At 65.9% G+C, this 18,968-nt stretch carries 13 protein-coding genes; 4 read left to right on the top strand and 9 right to left on the bottom strand.

Annotated elements, in window-relative coordinates; genetic code table 11:
- The first annotated feature begins 24 nt into the window (after positions 1-24).
- Both ACIA5H_RS00670 and ACIA5H_RS00665 read left to right on the top strand, forming a co-directional pair.
- A complete protein-coding gene (locus ACIA5H_RS00670; RefSeq protein ID WP_397072903.1) occupies positions 25-2,031 on the top strand; it encodes a type VII secretion target in 2,007 nt (668 codons plus the stop codon).
- Complete coding sequence (locus ACIA5H_RS00665; RefSeq protein WP_397072901.1) at positions 2,031-4,145, top strand: hypothetical protein; 2,115 nt, start codon at positions 2,031-2,033, stop codon at positions 4,143-4,145. Before ACIA5H_RS00670 ends, ACIA5H_RS00665 begins: the two co-directional genes overlap by 1 nt.
- A 100-nt stretch (positions 4,146-4,245) precedes the next feature.
- Here the strand turns inward: ACIA5H_RS00665 and ACIA5H_RS00660 are convergent, their stop codons facing one another.
- The 3 genes from ACIA5H_RS00660 to ACIA5H_RS00650 form a co-directional block, all read right to left on the bottom strand.
- Positions 4,246-6,441, bottom strand: a complete 2,196-nt coding sequence (locus tag ACIA5H_RS00660) for an elongation factor G-like protein EF-G2 (RefSeq protein WP_397072899.1) — start codon at positions 6,439-6,441, stop codon at positions 4,246-4,248.
- A gap of 96 nt (positions 6,442-6,537) precedes the next feature.
- Positions 6,538-8,028 carry a serine hydrolase domain-containing protein gene (locus tag ACIA5H_RS00655; RefSeq protein ID WP_397072897.1) on the bottom strand — a complete coding sequence of 497 codons (1,491 nt, stop codon included), beginning with the start codon at positions 8,026-8,028 and terminating at the stop codon, positions 6,538-6,540.
- A 130-nt stretch (positions 8,029-8,158) separates the two neighbouring features.
- Entirely contained in the window at positions 8,159-9,583 is a 1,425-nt protein-coding gene (locus tag ACIA5H_RS00650) for a WGR domain-containing protein (RefSeq protein ID WP_397072895.1), read from the bottom strand.
- Positions 9,584-9,718: 135 nt separating this feature from the next.
- Between ACIA5H_RS00650 and ACIA5H_RS00645 the strand changes: the two genes are divergently transcribed.
- Complete coding sequence (locus ACIA5H_RS00645; protein ID WP_397072893.1) at positions 9,719-13,162, top strand: phosphotransferase; 3,444 nt, start codon at positions 9,719-9,721, stop codon at positions 13,160-13,162.
- Positions 13,163-13,175: 13 nt separating this feature from the next.
- Here the strand turns inward: ACIA5H_RS00645 and ACIA5H_RS00640 are convergent, their stop codons facing one another.
- Both ACIA5H_RS00640 and ACIA5H_RS00635 read right to left on the bottom strand, forming a co-directional pair.
- Positions 13,176-13,673, bottom strand: coding sequence for a hypothetical protein (locus ACIA5H_RS00640; RefSeq protein WP_397072891.1), 498 nt, complete (start codon positions 13,671-13,673; stop codon positions 13,176-13,178).
- Between the two features lie 950 nt (positions 13,674-14,623).
- Positions 14,624-15,094, bottom strand: coding sequence for a MarR family winged helix-turn-helix transcriptional regulator (locus ACIA5H_RS00635; protein ID WP_397072889.1), 471 nt, complete (start codon positions 15,092-15,094; stop codon positions 14,624-14,626).
- Positions 15,095-15,275: 181 nt separating this feature from the next.
- Between ACIA5H_RS00635 and ACIA5H_RS00630 the strand changes: the two genes are divergently transcribed.
- Positions 15,276-15,710, top strand: coding sequence for a hypothetical protein (locus ACIA5H_RS00630; protein WP_397072887.1), 435 nt, complete (start codon positions 15,276-15,278; stop codon positions 15,708-15,710).
- A 189-nt stretch (positions 15,711-15,899) separates the two neighbouring features.
- Here the strand turns inward: ACIA5H_RS00630 and ACIA5H_RS00625 are convergent, their stop codons facing one another.
- The 4 genes from ACIA5H_RS00625 to ACIA5H_RS00610 form a co-directional block, all read right to left on the bottom strand.
- Positions 15,900-16,661 (bottom strand): ESX secretion-associated protein EspG, encoded by a 762-nt coding sequence (locus ACIA5H_RS00625; protein WP_397072885.1) that lies wholly within the window; start codon positions 16,659-16,661, stop codon positions 15,900-15,902.
- Between the two features lie 61 nt (positions 16,662-16,722).
- Complete coding sequence (locus ACIA5H_RS00620; protein ID WP_397072883.1) at positions 16,723-18,000, bottom strand: hypothetical protein; 1,278 nt, start codon at positions 17,998-18,000, stop codon at positions 16,723-16,725.
- Between the two features lie 13 nt (positions 18,001-18,013).
- On the bottom strand, positions 18,014-18,388 hold the full coding sequence (locus tag ACIA5H_RS00615; RefSeq protein WP_397072881.1) for a hypothetical protein: 375 nt from the start codon (positions 18,386-18,388) through the stop codon (positions 18,014-18,016).
- A 14-nt stretch (positions 18,389-18,402) separates the two neighbouring features.
- On the bottom strand, positions 18,403-18,942 hold the full coding sequence (locus ACIA5H_RS00610; RefSeq protein WP_397072879.1) for a DUF3558 domain-containing protein: 540 nt from the start codon (positions 18,940-18,942) through the stop codon (positions 18,403-18,405).
- Positions 18,943-18,968: the final 26 nt, after the last annotated feature.

The raw sequence follows: 18,968 nt of genomic DNA, 5'->3' as shown, positions 1-18,968 counted from the left end.
GATGGTGGGAGGAATAGACCTAGCATGCCAGAGTACCTGGATGTCGAGCCGGATCAGCTGCGCAGAATCGCCCAGCAGCACGATACGACCGCTGCGAACATCCGGAAGTGGGGCGAAATCCCGCGTGACTGGCTTACCGAGTTCCCCTCGAAATACGGCACGATCGCCGACCCCGTGCGGGGCGCTTTGGAGGACTATTACCAGAGGCGCCACGATAACGCGGAACGCCTCGCTGCCAGGCATGAGCGGACGCGAGATGACCTGATCGCAGCCGCGAAAGCGCTCGAAGACGGCGATCAGTCCGGCAAACACACCATCGGTCGAGCGGGTGGTGGTTTCGACGGTAACGCCCCTGCGGATGGTCCAGCTCCCGGCGCGTCGACGAACCCGGTGCGAAAAGCGGATCCTCCTTCGGACCCGCCGATTGTGCAGAGCGCTCAGCCGGAGCGCCATCCCGCCACCACTTCCGACGCCCCGGACCTGCCCCCTCAGACCGGTCGTTTCGATGAAGTACCTCCGCAACCCGCCGCATCGGCACCACACAATAACGACGCCGCGCCTTCTGGCTTCACGCCTCACAATCCCGCTGTGCTCACGGGGGTGACGCCGCTTGCGGTGGATACACCAGAAAGCGGCGCCGACATCTCCCACACTCCGGCCGACGACACCAGCAGTGCCGTGAGCACCGGTGGATACACCGACAATGCAGCAGGCAGGAGCATCGGCACGGACGGTGCCGCGAGCTGGGGCAGTGGTGAGATGCCTGCGCCGATGACGCCAGGCACATTCCCCACCGCGCTCGCGGGCACGTCCTCCAGCATGCCACCATCCCTGGCGCCGGGCCCCCTCACGTCGGCAGCCCATGTGGCCGAGGACCGACAGGCGCTGCCGTCGTTCGTGGTAGGCGAGCAGATCGGTGACGACTTACTGCTTGCTCGTAATCTCCTTGCCGCAACCCTCACCGCGGTGGCCGATTCGGCGCGCGGCGTGGAATGGGCGGTGGCAGTGGGGCGAACTCCCATCGGTCCCGTGGTCATGCTGACCTCCACCGAGGGGCGTGGCTGGCTGCCTCCCGGACTGTTCCTGCCGTCGGAGGTCGCCCTGCCGTGGAATTGGGACTCGGTGCTCGACACCGAGGTCCGGAGAACTATCGCAGCGTTGGAGGGTACGACCGACCCGGCACGGATACTCGCCGAGTTCGGCGTGATGATGCGTCGCAGGGGTGTCCGGCTTCGTGCCCTCGTGTCGTCCGCGACGATCTCCGATGAGCTGCGCGCCGCCCTGGGGGTTGATGTCGCAGTAGAGGACCGGGTGACAGCTGCGGAGTCCGCGGTCGACCTCACCTCGCCCGGCGTCGGGCTGGTCGATCGGCTCACGCTCGGAGGCTCCGGCGAGTCGCTGCAAGAAGCGACGACGGTATCCGAAAAGCAGATTCGAGCCAGGTGCATCGAGCTGGCGAAAGCCGCGGATGCACAAGTCCGTGCTGCCCTTTCCGGTGTCGGTGCGGAGGTGTCCGCGCACCGTGTCGGGCGACAGCAGATCCTCGATGCACTGCAGGCGGGCTTCCCCATCCCCGCGAGCTGGTGGGAAGAACTTCGCACCGTAGATGACCGGGCGGCTGAGGTACTGCAAGCGCGGCGGGTGAACGTGTCCCATGTTCCTCTCGGCGGCATCTTTGTAGATGCATTCGGCACCGACGATGTGCGCGAAATGGTCTTCGAGCGACGTGCCGACGAACTGCTGCTATTGCTCGCTTCAGGCGAACCCGACCGGCAGACTCTGCGCGATGCTCTCTACAGCTATGACCAGATAATCGAGCACCCATCGTTCCCGGCGGTAGCAAGGGCAGTGGCGACGCCCGCGACGGCGGTTCCGGACGTCGAGATCGCCCGCCGCGTCGAGCCTCCTATCCATGGCGTCGGTTTCGTCAGCGTCGATTCCGCCCGCCTCGGCGGGGCTTCGCCTTTTCTCGGTGAGTTGCTGACAGGTCCAGCGGAGTCCGAGGGCTCCATCGAGCAGAGGAGAAGCTGATGGGCGACAAAGAGGTCCAGGAAGCCGTCGATCTTGTCAACAAAGAAAACTATGTCGGATACTACGACGGCAATACGAACTTCGCGAACGATGAAGACAAAAAAGTTCTCGAGAAGCTGGCTGGATTAAGTTCCTCCGATTTCGAGAAGGCTTTCAACAAACTCGATGACGATGTAAGAAGAAACATCGGCGAAGATGCTGACGAGGATCTCAGGAACGATCCCAAGTACAAAGACATCATCTATGCGCTCAACTCCGGCGACCCGTCCGGCTACGTCAAGACCAAGCAGACGGCCGAGCAGACAGCGGAAACACCGGTCTTCGGGAACGATTGGAATCTCAACAATCTGCCCGATGAGGACGGGGGTAAACATGCTGAGCCGGTCAAGCTTCCGATACCCAAAGGCGCCAGTGCGCAATTGATCGCGCTGATCAAGGACACCGAATTCACGATGCAGTGGGGATTCGACACACTGGGCGTCCGTAATCCGAAAGATGCTCCGGATTTCACCAATGTGCTCGACGACGAGCATATAACAACGGCGGACGGCTGGTCGGAAATCAAGAAACAGCACGGGGAGCTGGGCGAGCGATTGGAGAAGCGCAAGACTGATTACAAGGACAAGCACAAGGATGTCAAATTCGAGACTTTCGATACGAAGGTGATCAAGGATGACACCTTCAAGGAACTCGTGCAAATCAAGGACGATCTCGTAAAGGACCTGAAATACGAGCCTACGAAAACCACGCATACTGGCGACCAGATCACCGAAAGCTCCGGGGGTCCCGCCAACTATGAGCACCAAGTTCCGGTCTATGAGAAGAACACTGTCAAGGACAGTGAGGGCTACGGCAAGTTCTATCTGACGGCGGAAGCCGAGCAGAGATATTATGTCAGAGCCATCGACCTCGCCGCCGAGGATTGGGACAAGAAGTACGCGGAAGCAACCAAGGAATTCCAGAAAAAAGCCGAGAACATCGACCACGAGAACAACAACAACAACAATAATAATAATAATAACTCGAATAACAACAACTCGAATAATAATACCGGCAACAACAACACTGGCAACACTAATACGGGCAACAACAACACCGGCAACAACAATTATGTGCCGCCGACCACGGGCAACTCCACCCAGCAAACCGGCACCGCTAACGATGACTGGAGTTCCACGTACGACGATCTGCTCGGCGGTTCCACCGATACCTCGGGCACGACGACCGATTCGGGTACCCAGACAGTCTCCGACAACGGCACTACCGGTACGTCCACCTCGAGTGGCTACCCGACCACCAGCGGTTCGTCGTCGCCGTACGGTAACTCCGGAACTGGCACCACGGGCGCCAACGCCACGCCCGTCAGCACTACCGCGACGCCCGCCAGCAGCGATAATGGCATGGCCAATGCGATGCAGCAGATGGCGATGATGAGTGCCATGAGCGGAATGATGAACCCGCAGAATCGTCAGCCCGGCGACGACCGCGCCTACGACCGAGCGGAGGAGCGGGATCGGCAAGAGGAACGGGACCGTCGGCGCGAGCGGGAACGCAACGCCCAGACGGCTACCGCGAATCAAGCAGTGCAACAGGGCACTCCTCCCGGCGTGACGGCGGCGACGTACGCGGGCACCCCGCCTCCGATAACGGCGCCCGGCACGACGCCGGAGGTCCAAATCGGGGATACGAAGGTGCAGGCGTCACCGCCGGTGGCGGAGGCGTTGCGGAAGCAGACGCAAAACACCGCTCTCGATGCGATATCCGCATACCAGGGGACAGCGGGTGAGATCACGGCGGAACATCCGCCCGCGGTGGTCAATGGTCCTGGCGAACTGAAGACGGGCGATATTCTCCAGTGGGAGAGACACAGTGCGCTGATCGTCAGGAACGAGCATGGGCTTTTCGTCCTCGACGATGGCCGGCTCGTTCCCTTGGAGCCCAATAACCCCCCGCTGGTAGAGAAGTACGGGAATTTCGCGGGCTTCATCCACCCGACGGGTCTGGATGTCGGTTCCAATACCGCCGATCCGGGAGCTACGGCGCTGCCTCAGCCGAAGGTGAGCTCGGCGCCACCCGCCGGCCCACCGCCTGTCGGACCGCCACCGCAGGTCTGAGTGGCCGCAGCAGAAGCCGGTGGCAACTCGGCCAGAGGCTGGCAGTCGGCGGTGTCTTCGCCGTCCACGGTGCAGTGGGTGAAGGTACGAGCCGAGCGGACTACGCTCGTGCCTTTTCGCCCCGCACCGAGGCGGCGACCTGGTTCGGCATCGGTTCGTGGCGTGCGTACCTACGGGTGAAATCGCCGGTGCCGTGGGAGATCGAGCGTAGGTCGATGGCGTAGCGGCTGAGTTCCAGCTCGGGGACTTCGGCGTGGATCCGGGTGCGTCCGGCGCCGTGCGGCTCGGTGCCGAGGACGCGACCGCGGCGGCTGGACAGGTCGCTCAGCACCGGTCCGACGTATTCGTCGGTGACCAGCACCCAGACCTCGGCGAGTGGCTCCAGCACTTTGATTCCCGCGGTCGCCGCCGCCTCTCGCAGGGCGAGGGCACCTGCGGTCTGGAAGGCGGCGTCGGAGGAGTCGACGGAATGGGCTTTGCCGTCGAACAGGGTGACGCGCACGTCCACGAGCGGATATCCGGCGGTCAATCCGCGGTTGGCTTGCGCGCGGACGCCCTTCTCCACCGATGGAATGAACTGGCGCGGGACCACTCCGCCGACCACCTTGTCCACGAACTCGATCCCGGACCCTTCGGGCAGCGGTTCGACTTCGATCTCGCACACGGCGTACTGGCCGTGCCCACCGGACTGCTTCACATGCCTGCCGCGCCCGGTCGCCTTGCCCGCGAGAGTCTCTCGCAACGCCACCTGGTGATCGGTCACGTCCACCTGCACGCCGAACCGGGTCCGCAATCGTTCCAACGCTACGTCGCGGTGCGCTTCGCCGAGGCACCACAGCACCAGCTGGTGGGTTTGCGCATTGTGCTCCAGCCGCAGCGCCGGGTCCTCGGCGGCGAGCCGGGCGAGGCTCTGCGACAGTTTGTCCTCGTCGGCTTTGCTGTGCGCGCTGATGGCGATGGGCAGCAGGGGATCGGGCATCGGCCACGGCTCGATCCGCAAGGGGCTGTCGGTGGACGAGAGGGTGTCGCCGGTTTCGGCGTGACCGAGTTTGGTGACGTAGGCGATGTCGCCCGCGATGGCCTGGCGTAGCGGGCGTTGCTGTTTGCCGAACGGAGCCGAGATCGCGCCGACCCGCTCGTCCAGTTCGTGGCTCTCGTGGCCGCGGTCCTCCAGGCCGTGCCCGCTGACGTGCACCGTGTCGTCGGCGTGCAAGGTGCCGGAGAAGACACGGACCATGCAGACTCGCCCCACGTACGGGTCGGACGCGGTGCGGATCACCTCCGCGGCCAGCTCCGCGCCCGGGTCGCAGCGCAGCGGGTGCGGCTCGGCGCCGTTGCTGGCGGTGATGAGGTGTTCGGCGGGCGTCGGAAAGCCGCCGGTGATCAGGTCGAGAAGCTCGACCGTGCCGAGGCCCTGCTTGGCCCCTTCGGGCGCGGGCGCGGCGAACAGCACCGGATGGAAGCTGCCCCGCGCGACCGCGCGCTCCAGGTCGGCGACCAGTGTCGCCAGGCTGATCTCCTCGCCGTCGAGGTAGCGCTCCATCAGGCTCTCGTCTTCGCTCTCGGCGATGATGCCCTCGATGAGGCGATTGCGCGCCTCCTCCAGCGCGGGCGCCTGATCGGGCGAAGGGTCGCCCTGGACCTCCTCGCCGGAGGAGTAGTCGCCCACGCAGTGCGGCAGCAGCTCCACCATGCCGGTGACCGGCCGGTGACCGTCCGGATTCTTCGGGCCGTACACGGGCAGGTGCAGCGGCAGGATGCTCTCCGACGAGCCGCCGCCCAGCACGGTGCGGCAGGCCTCGGTCATCACGTCGTACTCGTCACGCGCCGTGTCCAGATGGGTGATCACGATCGCACGCGGCATCCCGACCGCGGCGCACTCCTCCCACAGCGCCCTGGTCGCTCCGGCGATCCCGTCTACGCCCTCGGCCGCCGAGATGACGAACAGCGCCGCATCCGCCGCGCGCAGCCCTGCCCGCAGTTCGCCGACGAAGTCCGCGTATCCGGGCGTATCGATCAGGTTGATCTTCATGCCGCCCCACGCCACCGGCACCACCGACAGCTGCACGGAGCGGTGCTGGCGATGCTCGATCTCGTCGTAGTCCGACAGCGAGGTGCCGTCCTCGACCCGCCCGGCGCGATTGACCGCCCGCGCGGTGAGCGCCATGGCGTCGACCAGCGTGGTCTTTCCCGACCCGCTGTGCCCGACCAGGACCACGTTGCGAATCTGCTCGGGCCGGTCCGCCGTCATCACGCCGCCGTCGCCCGCGGCAGCTCCGTTGGTCTTGTCCACCATGTGTCTCGCTCCTTCGCCCGACACCTGCCGTACATCCACCTTCCCACCGGGCGTTGCGTTCCGTCGACGAATCGGCAGATCAGGGCGCGGAGCCCGTCATTCGCAGGCGGGCGAGGGCGGCCCGGTCCCGGCGGTGTTCTCGCACGCCCAGTACCGGTCGATACGCCAGGAGCCGTCGCGCGAGACGAACGGCACGATCGTCGGACGGCGGCCGTTCGGTCCGGTGAGAGCGACGGTCGCGAGGAGGTAACCGCCCGCGCCGGTCACTTTGCCGACCGTCGTGGTGATCGAGGTGAAGGCCTGAGCGACCCGGGTGATCAACTCCGGGTCCTTGTCGTCGTCCGCGACCCGCAGCGGTTTCCGCTCCGTGGGAATCGCCGGGTCCAGCGTCTGACGTAGTCGACTGTCGAGATCGGTGACCGTGGGCACCGGTGGATCGGGCTGGGTGTTCGCCGGGGCGTCGGGCACCGTGCCCGGATACAGCTGACGGACGATGCCGAACCAGATGACCGAGGCGGTCACCCCGAGCAGGGGTGGAGAAGTGAATTCGTTGACCGCGACGGTGACGCTGACGTCCTGCTCGGGGAGATAGCCCATGTGGGTGGTGTAGCCCAGCACCGCGCCGCTGTGGCCGAGCCAGCGGCCGGACTCCACCATGCCCAGTCCGTAGCGCAGGTCTCCGGCGAACTGGGTCCTGGCCCGGAAGGTCTCCGGTTTCAGCAGATCGCCGCGGCCCAGCATGCGGGCGTAGTCGGCCAGGTCGGAGATCGTGGACACCATCGTGCCCGCCGCACCGAAGAGCGCCGGGGTGGTCCGCGCGGTGACGTCGGTGGGCGCTTCGTCGAAGTAGGAGTACCCGCGACTCTCAGGCGCGGGCATGGTGGCGTCGGTGGGATACGTCGTGGCGCGCAACCCGTGCGCGGCGACGACTTCACCGATGACTTGGGGCACCGGCTTCCCGAAGACCTTCTCGAGCACCAGGCCCAGCAGGTAGAACTCGGAGTTCGAGTACTCCACGCGGGTACGCGGTGGCTTCGCCCGCTCCGGCTGAGCGATGATCGCGCGTAACCGGTCGCCGTCGTGCCATTCGGATGCCGAAGGCGTCGCGTCGAACTGCTCGGCGAAGGCCGGATAGTCCCGGAGATCCCAGACGCCGCCCTGCATGCCGAGCAGGTCGCGGAGAGTGATGGTGCCGCCGTTGGGCACTCCCGGCACATATCGTTCCAGCACGTCGTCCAAAGAGAGCTTGCCCTCGTCGGCCGCGCGCAGCACCGCGGTCGCGGTGAACGTCTTGGTGATGCTTCCGATCCGGACATGATCCGCTACATCCATCGGACGACCTGTCGCGAGATCCGCTGTGCCGTAGGCCCTGACGAAGGAACCCCGTTTCGGGTCGTGCACCGCGACCAGTACCCCGGGGGCCAGCCGCGCGTCCATCTGCGGCCGTACGATGCGGTCGATCTGCTCGGCTGCCTCGGTTGGAAAGCCTCGTTCCTCGCGCTCGTCCGACGCGCATCCGGCCAGCAGCGCGGCCACCGTCGTCAGCGCCACGGCGACCGCACACAACGATGTGAATCGTCCCCTCATCGAGCCCCCTGTTCGATAGCGCTTTTGTCAGTGTGTCAGGTCCACCGAACAGCCGTGTTCCCATCAGGGACGTCCCTCGCACATCTCGCGCCGACGTGCGAGGAACGCCTCCTTCGGGAACGTCTGCCGCTCAGGACAACCGGCGGATGTCGCCACGGACGCGGTAGAAGCCGCCGCGCGCCGACTCCGCTATGCCGTCGACCACGTAACGAGCCCCTGCCAGACGAATATCCTTGGGGAACTGCACATTCCATCCCTGGTTATATCCAGGCGAGACGACTCGCACGCGCAGCGAACTGCCCTGGCTCACGCACTCCACGACGATTCCGCTGCCCGCTTCGGAGGTGATCTCGACGGTGTCGCTGGGCACCACCGCCGAGATCTCGGGAGCCTTCACCGACACCGTTTCGGGCAGCACACCCTGCTCGGCGTCGCGGATGGCGGCCTCGCCGACATCGAGACAGGCCAGCGTGCCGGTGGTGGTGACCAAGTACAGCTTCTCGTCGTGGTACTGCATGGAATACGCCGAGCCGCAGCCGGTGGCGAGCTTCCACACGCGGTTCCCGGCGGCGTCGAAGCAGTACACCGAGGAGTAGTTGTCGCCTGCGAAGACATACCGGCCGTCGGGCGAGGTGGCGCAGGAGAAGACCGCGGCGTCGCACTGATAGACGCGCTCGGCCCGGCCGCTCTTGGCCACCATGCGGACCTGGTTACGGGCGGTGCCCGCGTAGACGGCGTCGGATTCCTGCCAGCCGAACAGGACGCCGCCGCCGGTGCCCATCTGCCACAGGGTGCTTCCGCTGTCCAGGTCGTACTTGGTGACGCCGGCGGAATGCCCGTGGTAGACGCCGTTCGCGTCGATGCGCACCATCCAGCCCGAATCGCCGGTGCTGCGCCGCGTCCACAGCGACTCTTCCTCGTAGTCGATCACGGTGATCCCGCCTTGGCGGTCGGAGACGCCGAGGATGCCGTCGTGGATGTCGAGCCAGTAGATGTCGACATCGGCCGCGATGTCGTAGGCCGCCCGCGGCACCTTGCCCGAGAGGTCGTAGACGCGCCCGTCGTCGCAGCCTGCGTAGATCCAGAAGTCGTCGGCCACAATGCACTTGACCGAATCCGGCAGGCGGTACCGGCCGGTGACCACACCGTCGGGAGTCAATGTGAACACGTCGCCGCTCTCGTTGCCGACCCAGCAGCGGCGCTCGTCGACGAAGATGCCGAAGGCGGCGGCGCCGGAGTCGAAACTCCACAGCACGGGCGCCGCCTTCGCCGTGGAGCGGCCGCTGCTGATCGCGCGCCTGGTCACCGGACGCCTGGCCCGCGCGCCCAGCACGGCGGGCGCGTAGCCCTTGCGCACCTTCTCGCCGATCTTCTTCGACGCGGCCGCCCGCGCCTTCTCCTCGGAGGCGAACGAACTCACCTTCGTCTGCCCTTGTTCCCCGATGCGACCGAAACGGACGCTCACTTGCGTACCCGCGACGATCACCTCGTAGAACTTGTGCGCGGTACCACTGTCCTCGGACAGTTCGAGATAGGTGGTTCCCCCGATAGTCATAGCGCCTCGCCTGTTTTCGTCAGATCAGAACGAGACGAAAGTTAGCAAGAGGCACCGACATTCGACGGCGCGTGCGAGGTCGCCGGTGGCCGGCTCTGGCACAATCGTGCCGGGCTCGTCAGGAGGGGGTAGGCCATGGTGTTGACCGCGCGGTTCCAGCCGGGATCGACCAGCCGTCCGTTCGTCGACCGCGCGCCGGTGCTGACGCGGTTCGACGAACTGCTCGCCGAGGCCGCAGGGCATCCCCGCGTCATGCTGCTCGGCGGTGTCGGCGGGATCGGCAAGTCCCGGCTGGTCACCGAACTGCGGTCGCGGGTCGGCAAGAAACATCCGGCGGCAGTGCTCGACCTGCAGGTTCCGAGTCATCGCCAGGCCGCGGACGGACTCGCCGTGCTGCGCATGCAGTTCGGCGCGCAGAAGATCAAGTTCCACCGCTTCGACATCGCCCGCGCGGTGTTGTGGCAGCGCATGCACCCGCATCTGCGCCTGACCTCGGACGCGCTCGCGCTCGCCGAGCACAGCGAGATCCTGACCGAGATCCTCAACGACGCCACCGGCATCCCGGTCTTCGGCACCGCGACCCGGTTGCTCGAACTCGGCGCTCGCAAGGTGATCCGCACCCACCGGATCCGCCACGATCCGGTCCTCGGGGAACTCGACCGGTTGAGTCTCGCGGGCCTGGAAGAAGCCGTCTCCTACCTGTTCGCGGAGGATCTGAAGAGTGGGACGGAGGGGAAGCCGTATGTGGTCTTCCTGGACGCCTACGAAGCGCTGATAGGCGGCGCCGATCGTGAAGGCCGCGCGGCGGCGTCCGATGCCTGGCTACGCGATGTGGTCGCGCAGCTGGACACCGGGTTGGTGGTGATCGCCAGCCGCGAGCCGCTGGGCTGGGAGCGGCACGACTCGGAGTGGTCGGCCCGCATCCGGGCCGTGCCCGTCGACGACCTGCCGATGGACGCCCGCTTCGAATTGCTCGACTCCTCCGGCATCGAGGATCCCGACGAGCGCGCGGCGATCGCCGCTTCGAGCGCGGGTGTCCCGTTCTATCTGCATCTGGCCATCGATGCCCGGACCCGCGCGGGTTGGGTGACGCCCGCCGAATTGGTCTCTCCGGAAACGATTCTCGAGCGTTTCCTCCAGCACGTGCGCCCCGACGAAGTTCGCATGCTGGAACTGCTGGGCCTGCCGCGCACCTTCGATCGGGAGATCTTCACCGCGGTCGCCCGGCAGTTCGAGCTACCGCATCACATCGCCGCGTGGAAGTCCCTGGTCGCGTACTCGTTCGTGTACGCGGCGGACGAGAACGACGAGGGTGAGCGCTTCCAGCTGCACCAATTGATGGTGGACGCGTTGCAGTGGCGTTTGGATCCGGACGTCCGGCGCACTCTGCACGGCGTGCTGCACGACCTGTGGTTCGCACGCGCCGAACGGTCGCTCGGCCGGGTCGCGGCCTTGCGGGAGGCGGGATATCACGGTGTCCGGTCCGGGCTGCTGTCCGCGGTGACGTTGCTGGGATACGTCGACCGGATCGAGGCGGCGGGTGGCAGCCAGGGCATCGGCGGAGTGATCAGCGATCTGGACCGATATCTGAGCGATCCGCATGAGAACCTGACAGGTATGGCGGAACTGTCGGAACTCACGCGGTGCCTGGAAGCGGAAGCGGCGGTGCTGCTCGGCGACGCCAAACAAGCCGATCGGCTCACCCGGGACGTCGCTTTGGACCGGACCGGCCCGATCGCGGAGCGGTTGGCAGTCGCTGCGGCGAACGCACGCCGCATACTCGGCGACACCGACGACGCGTTGGCCATCTATCACGACGTGTGGTCGCGCGGATCGGGGCGGGCCCGGCTCGTCGCGGGGCAGTGGGCGGCCGATTTGCACATGTGCCAGGGCCGATTCGGTCAGGCGCTGAGCATGTGCGAGGAGCTCGTCGCGATGGCGGAGGACGACCACGAGTTCCTCGGCGACATCGCCCGGTTGCGTCATCTCGCCTACCGATTGGCGTTCGACACCGAACGCGCCGCCCGGTATCTGACGGAGGCCGACACCCACTATCGAGCTGCGGGCAGCGTTGTCGGACAGGCGAATGTCGCGACGAACCTGGCGGAACTCTTGGCGCTCACGGACCCGGCAGGGGCGATCGAGGCCGCCGGAGCGGCGATCGTGCGGCAGCGTGAGCTCGGCGCGTTGCACGAACTCGGAAAGGCCTACACCGCATTGGGTCTGGCGCGGTTGTCGCTCGGGGAGCTGGATGCCGCCGAGCACGCGCTCGCCGAAGCGTGCGAGATTCTCGAGCAGGCCGGGTACCGCTCCGGTCGGGCCAGGGCCGAACTGTTCCGCGCGGGCGTCTTCGCGCGTCGCGGGAGGCGCGACGATGCCGTCCGCAGTGCGCGCTGGGCCATCGCGGAATTCCAGGGGGCGAACGTCTATCCGGGGCTGGTCCTCGTCGCGCGAGCGGTCCTGGCGCTGTACGGCTGGACCGAACCCGACATCTCCGAAGCCGCGGCGGCCGCGCGGTCGCGCATTCAGCCGCCGACGCCCGGCTCGGGATTGGACCGCGACGCGGCACGCGTGATCGCCCGGGTGATCGGTGTCGACGCCGAGGCGATGTACGTCGAAGCGCTGTCCCGATCGCAGTCGGCCGCGGGGTACTACAACCACAACGTCCGCGTCGACGGCGTCGCCGGTGCGGTGAACGTGCGGATTCCGGTAGCCGGCGCCGATGTGATGGACCTGCGGCAATGGCCCGAACCCGCGGTGCTGATCGCGATCGAGCCCTTCGTCGCCGCGGCGCCGAGACTGCGCTGGGAATCGGTTCACCCCGCCTATCAGATCCACGACTACATCGACGGCGACCTGCTGGATCGCATCGCGCCGCGCGGGGTCCGAGTTCCGGCTCATGTACCGGCTGATGTGGCGGCGCTGTTCGGGGAACTTCGGCGCATCCCCCGAGATCTACTGCCGCCGGTCGAGCCGGACTGGGGTGACGAACCCGCTGGGTTCGCGCGCCGATTGTCCGCCGTCACCGCCCGCGTGCACCGTGACAGCAGTGCGGAGTTCGGCGAGCTGTACCGCCGCTTGGGTGTGCCCGATCAGCCGCTCGAGCACATCCTCGCGGCGTGGGACACGCTCGAGGCCAGGCCTTTTCGAATGCTGCACGCCGACGTGCACCGGAAGAACATGATCGTGCGAAACGATCGGGTCGTATTCCTGGATTGGGAATTCGCGCTGTACGGCGATCCGGTCTACGACGTGGCCACGCATCTGCACAAGATGGGCTACCTGCCGGAAGAGCAGGAGGCGTTCCTCGCCGCGTGGGTCGCCGCCGAGCCCGAGGCCGCGATCGGGCAGTGGCGTCGCGACCTGCGGACCTACCTCGCACACGAGCGGGTCAAATCGGTTGTCGTCGATGCGGTCCGCTACCGCAAAGCAATCGGGCAGGGCGGGGCCGACGCGGCGGCTGAGGCGGCGTTGGTGGCCAGCATGTGCGGAAAGCTGCGGCTGGCGCGAGACGTGTGGGGACAGACCGAGCCGGTCGACGACGCGGCGGTGGAAGCGGCGTTGCGCGGGCGTGATTGACGCGGCGATCCGCTCACCGGGTCGGGGCCCCGATCGAAATGCCGGTGATGAACTCCGCGACGATCGTGTGATCGGGATACTGCCGTCCGTAGACGGCGACGATAGCGCCGACGCGGATGTCCGTCGCCTGTTTGGCAACCAGGACGTTCACCTTGGTGTTGGCGTCGGCGCGGACCTTGACGCTGCTGCTGGTGAACGCGTTTCTGACCACCATCGTCGTGCCGTCATTGGCGACGACCTTTCCGAAGGTGACACCGATGCCCGTCCGGACCGGAGGGGGAGCCGCTACCGGCGTTGTCTTCTGCACGGTGGACGTCGGTGCCGGGGCGCTGGGTGCGCTGGTGCGCAGGGCCGTCGACGACGCCGACGTTCCCGTCGGGTGGTTCACCAGTAGACACCCCGATACCAGCAGGAGCACTACACCGACGCAGAGTCCGACGAAAGCGGCCGCGCCCGAGTGATGCAGCCGGTGCGGCTCGTCGTCCTGACGTGGTGGTGGCAGCGGAGGCATCGCCATCACTGTGGTCTGCGAGTCGGATTCGCTCTTCGGTGCGAGTGCGCCCGGATGTACTCGCGGCGGCGGCGGTGCTTGGTTGTGCGCGGTCGACGATGCGCCGGGCCCACTCGCGGCGGCGGTGATCGATCTGGTTATCGACCTGGAAAGCGTTGCTGCCGAGAATGATTCGGGATCCCCGCCGACTCGTGCCAGCCGGCCCACCTCCGCCGGCTTCCGTCGGTGCGTACTCCAGCGAGGCATAGGGCAAGGTTATGTTCACCCGGCGCTGTGTTTGTTGTCACTGGCGGGAGTAGCGGTGTGACCTGCATCGATGGGCCGTCGTCGGGCCGATGGGCCGTTCGCGTGGCGACTACGTGGCGCAATCGGCACCGCGGTTTATGCCGAAATCGTCTGTGGGGCAGCATACGTCGCTTATCGACCGCAGCACCCCGCCAGCTTTCGCCAGGCGCGAGTGCCCCGCAAGCTCCGGTCCCAGCTGGACTCGCACTGGGGGTCGTCTTCGGCTTGCTGCGCCCCAGTGATCGCGGCGGTGGTGGCGAACATTCTCGGCCGAGTCGTCGAAGCGCCTGCCGCTGTGGGGGCCCTTCCCGCATCCTGGACGAACTTGCTCCGAGCAGTGGCGTCGTTGCGGCGTCCGATCTTGAAATCTTCAGGCCACCACGCAATCGGCGGTGAGTGCTTGATTCAGAGAGGAATGGAACCGGAACGGCTTCCCGGGAGTCCAAGTAGGTAAGCGGTACCGCAACGGGGAGGTGCCGTTTCGGGAACTCTGCCGCTCTGGAGAGCGCTACGCGATGTGTCCCCGGAAACGCGAGAACAGCGTTGCTGGTTTCACGAATCATCGAACGTTTCGACGGTTCCTCCAGAACAGGCACCGACCCGCTCCACCTGACGTGACCAACCTCCGCACTGCAAGGAGGGCGCCCATTCTGAAGTGCTGATGCTCATTGTTGTCCGCGGCCGGGCAATGGTGCGACGTCACTGGGTGCAACGTTCACGAATTTTCCCAGCAGTCGTTTGAATTGCGCGCGCTCAGCGGCATCGAATCCCTCGAGCAGGTCGTCGGCGGCGGCCTTGGCGATCGTTTCCGCATGTTTGAACGCCTTCGTGCCGGACTCGGTCAGTGTGACGGCGACCGCTCGCCGGTCGGCAGGGTCGTCGCAGCGTTTGACGAATCCTCTGGACTCGAGATCATCGATCATTCGGACCATAGCGGACTTGTCCGCGCCGAGATGTTCTACCAGCCGTGTCTGATTCATCGGGCCGAGGCGCTGCAGGGTCATCAGCACTCCGAAATGCCTGCCCTGTATGTCCAGTGCCGTGAGCGCCGAGTTGAACGCGTCAGCCGCATGCCGGTGCGCTCGCTGCAGGAGGGGGCCGATGGCGTAGTCCGGTGTCGCGTCACGGATAGGCATGGCGGGAGGCTACCTCTCTGGTCGATCACTCGACCAGGTGTATCTCACTTGATACTATCTCGATTGAGATAATATCCTGTCATGAACTAGGAGGATACCGATGTCCGATCACGCCACCACCGAACGAGCCGCGGTCCGCTCGGATCCACCGAGACGCACCCAGGTACCCCACGTCGGACGGGTGCTGCTGGTTGTCGTCGGCATCGCCACGATCGTTGTCCCCGTCCTGCTCGACGGAGTGATCCTGGCGAGCAGACATATGAACAATCCCGCTTGGCTGCCGCACGCCAAGCTGCATACCGCGATGGGTTTCTTCGCCGCCATCGGCCTGGGCGTAGGTGCGCTGATATGCCTGCTCGGCCGCCCGGTGACCGATCGCTTCAGCATGGCAACCGGCGCCTACCTCGCCGGCGCCTTCTGGATCGCGGTGCTCGCCGCGGGTTGCTGGCCCGGCACCTCGTATTTCTTCGTCGATGATCCCGTCTACAGCCATCCCCTCTATCGCCCCGAATTCCTGGGAATGCCTGACAACGTCGCCACCGCGGTTCTCATGATTGTGCTGGTCGTCATCGGGCTAGCGCTGGTCCTGAGGCGTCAGAAGACATCCACCGACTGAGCGCGCTGCCACAAGGTCGACGCGCCCGAACTCGGCGCGCTCGTCCGCGCCGGTGCCCTGTGCCACAAGGGCAAACCGCTCGGACTCCCCGGAGAATCGGGCTGGTGAACTCCGGTGCGTCTGCGGCGCTGGATCGTTGGCTCACTTCTCTGGCCCGCCTGGTCCCGGTTGCGTGTGTGGAGGGTGGCGTCAGGTGTAGCTGGGATCGTTTTCCTCGCGGAAGGCCGCGACCGTTGCGTGTACGACCCGGTCGAGTTGGGACCGTACTTCCGTGGTGTCGGCGGGGACGGCCTTGATGGTGGTTCCGCTGCGGACGAGGTAGCGGCCGTCGGGGTAGTCCATCACGTGGAAGCCGCGGGCGGGCGCCGGGCGGTTGTCCCAGGCCGGGCCCGCGTAGACCGCGACGTGGGCGATGGTGGTGCGGGGGCGTTCGAAGAACTGCTCGGCTCGGGCGCGGGGCGGGGCCGGTGCGCCCACGCGGTACGGTTCCTCGTCCTCGGCGTCGAGTTCGTGCCGGGAGATCTCGATGCCGGGGCCGCTGCCGCGTGCGGCGTCGGGTAGGTGGTCGATGACCCGACGGCTCACGCTCTCCGCAGCGATCAGTGACATGTGCACGGCTCCACCGCGATCCGGCGATGCGGTGGGCTCCTGTACCAGCAGCACGGCATGCCGATAGTGCACGGCCGCGTGGACGCGCAGTTTGTCCTTCCCGCTGAATCCCGCCATCTCGATGCGTGCCTCGGGTTCGGCCAGCACACGCAGTGCGCTGTACAGGGACTCGTCGAGGCGACGGTGCAGTCCGGCGGCTTCGGATTTCCACTCCGACTCGTAATCGGCGACGGTCTCCGCCGTGGATCGGTACTGCAAGGGGTATGGCAGCACGTCGCGCTCGACGGCCCGCCACAGCACCGTGAAGCCGAGCGCGGTGAACGACCAGTCCCGTCGGCTCATGCAACCGGCTCCTTCGTCATGGACCCCGCGCGTCGTGGCGTGGCGTCGAGACCGGTCCGGCTCATTCGCCGATCACCGGTGGCACCGACTTCACACTGTTCTCCGCACCGAGACCGGTGAGTTCCTCACCGTTGCGCTGGTTCACCAGGTAGTCCTTCGTCTGGTGCTCCTTGTCGTCGTCGCCCTTGCCGCGAGCGCCCGGCGCCATCATGCCCGGCATGCCGCTCGTTCCCGGCCGACCGGTGCCGGGCCGCGCGGAAGCGGCGGCTGGAACGCCGCCCGGGACACTGTTGATGCTGCGACCCGGTGCGGGAGCGCCGAGGCCTGGAGCGTTCGGGTTGAGTGTGCCCGGGCTGTGCGTGCCAGGAGATCCGGGACTCGGTGTTCCGGGGCGGGTCAGCGATGGATCGGTTCCGGGATTGGTGCTCGCCGGTTGGGTCGACGGGTTCGTGCTCGCGGGTGTGGTCGCGCTCTGTTCGGTCGTGCTTTCCTGCTCGGCAACAGGATTCGTGCTGGACGGGACGGTGGTCTCCGGCGTGTTCTCGGTACCCGGTTGCTGTGCTGGGTCCGCCGTGGTGGCTTTGTCGGCGGTGCCTGTGCCGGACGACGACGGCTGCCAGCCGTTGTTCGGCGTGTACGGCTGATCGCTCGAATTGTGCACCGGGTTGTACGGCTTGGGCACCAGTGGAACGCCGGTGTCAGCTTCACGGACGGCAGGGTAGAAGACGTTCTTGACGACGTTCACCGACGCGTCGTGCGCGGCGTCCTCGCGATGCTGGTTCAGCTTCCAGGTCGGGCCCGGCACCCAACTCGCGACGTTGCTGGTCCACGTATGGGCGGGTGCTTCTTGCACGGCGGGCCGGGTGACCTCGATGCCCGACCGGATGATCTTCACCTTCTCGGCGACGATCTGCACCGAACTGATCAGTCCGCCGGACTTGTCGACATATTCCTTGATCCCGTCCGCCGCGGCCTTCGCCGCCGCCCCCTCCCATTTGCCTTCCATGGCCTTGCCGATCTCCGGGCCGAAACCTTGCAAACCCTGCTCGAGCCGGTTGCGAATGGACTCCCACCGCTGGTGCAGCGCGACGACTCCATCGATCGACATCGCCTGCAGGCGTTGATAGAGATCGTCCATGCCGTCCGGGTTCTTGTACGCGCTCTCCGGAACTTTCGGCGACTGGGTCTGCAAATCACTACCGGCGCGCATGATTTCGGTGATGCGGTTCCGCGCGATGGCCGCGTCGGGGCTCTCGTCGCGCGAACCGCTGTCCGGCGGGCCGGATTTCGACTGCTCGTACAGCGCGGCGCCAATCGCTACCAAGAACGGCAGGCCCATGATTATCCCCCGGTCAGTTCAGCAGATTGCTCGTATCTTGCGCGTTGGAGTCGTCCGTCGCGCCGATGCGGTCCACGGAAATCTGGATCGTATCACGCATCAGGGTCAATACTTCGATGTGCTCTTTGAGGGCGGAGTCCACATCCCCGTCGCCGCCGATTGCCTTTGCGCCCAGCATGTCTGCTAGGTCATCCGAGCAGTCGAACTTGCCGAGCCCGCTTACCTTGCTAACCCACTGCAGATCATCGCGAAGCTGATTGTAGAGATCAATCTGCCGATTGCACGCGTCGCGGCATGCCTGTGCGACCGATCGGTCCAGATACAACCGACCTGCTTTGGCCTCGCCGGCTAGGTACTGCCATCGTGATAAGTCTTCGTTCAGTGCCATTTGATGCCCCCTTCTCAGCGTGGAAAAGTCGGTACAAGAATCTCCGCCGCAGCACGCGCGCTCGAACACGGCTCTGCCGGATTCTTTGCTGACGCGCGATTGGAAATCGTCAAACCGAACGATCCGAATTTCGCAGGAAAAATTAGATCGCAAAGCTCGTTGAACCGGTCCGAAGATCTCCGGTGCTGGACACCCTCGCGTCCGGCGATCGATAGGTCGGAGAAGTTGATGTTGTCGGGCTTGGCCTTGAAGTCATCGACTGTGTAGATCGTCGTGGACACTCCGAGGTTGAAGTTGTCGTTGTTCCACGAGCACACTTTCCAGCCAGGCTCCTCGACCCCCGCAACCCCCGACCTCTTGGTGTCTGGTCGGACGCCGATCTGCTGCAATGTGCTGTTCGATACTTGCGTGCACGGATCCCACAGGGCGGCCGTGGCCGCCGAGGTATCGGTCGTGCTGGGCGTGGCAGTCCCGTTCGTGCCCGAATCGCACCCCGAAGCGACCAGCGCCACCCCAGCGAGTGCAACAACTGTCGCCGTCGTCCGTCGTCCCACGAAGCCTCCCGATCCGGGCCGTCAAA

The organism is Nocardia sp. NPDC051900 (assembly GCF_044452545.1).
GTDB classification, from domain to species: domain Bacteria; phylum Actinomycetota; class Actinomycetes; order Mycobacteriales; family Mycobacteriaceae; genus Nocardia; species Nocardia sichangensis.
Note: the sequence above shows the minus strand (reverse complement) of the source record. Positions and strands in the feature narration are given on the sequence as shown.